Genomic DNA, 535 nt, shown 5'->3' on the forward strand with positions numbered 1-535 from the left:
ATTTCTCTCTATCCACCTGATACCAAGTTTCTGTCTTGATATGCTTACGGTCCGTCGCTTGGTATTCCAAGCGAATCTTACTAGCCTGAGTCAACCGCATGAGCTTGGACTGACTTTTCTTGTCCAAATCAGAAAAACGAAGACTAGCTTCCTGACCAAAAATGGCCTGCCGCTCCTCAGAAGAAAGCTGCTCCGTTGGATAAAGCAGCTTGTCATAGCTGGAATTAAGAAGACTCGGCAACATGGCCTTCAAGATGGAAATTTTATAGGAAAAGACAGACTGGCGCAGCTGGTCGGCTAACCAGAGCTGCTCGGCATTGAGAACCGGCCTAAAGTCAAGAACTTCAGCAATATCTTTCAATTCTCCGATATGCCCCGCCAGATCTTTAGCTTCCTCATCAGACAAGCCAACAATCAGCCCCTGAATCAACCGACCGCCCTTGCCAAAAGGCACATGCACCCGCATCCCAGCTTCTAGCATCCCAGAAAACTCCTCTGGAACCGCATAGCTGTATGGTTTATCCGTCTGCATCAG

At 48.2% G+C, this 535-nt stretch carries 1 protein-coding gene; it reads right to left on the reverse strand.

Going from position 1 to position 535, the window contains the following annotated elements:
- Positions 1-535: primosomal protein N' family DNA-binding protein (locus D8792_RS11310; protein WP_446677405.1), on the reverse strand; the 535-nt coding region annotated here is incomplete at both ends.

Origin of the sequence: Streptococcus cristatus, from assembly GCF_003943505.1 — a bacterium.
In the GTDB taxonomy this organism is placed as follows: domain Bacteria; phylum Bacillota; class Bacilli; order Lactobacillales; family Streptococcaceae; genus Streptococcus; species Streptococcus cristatus_E.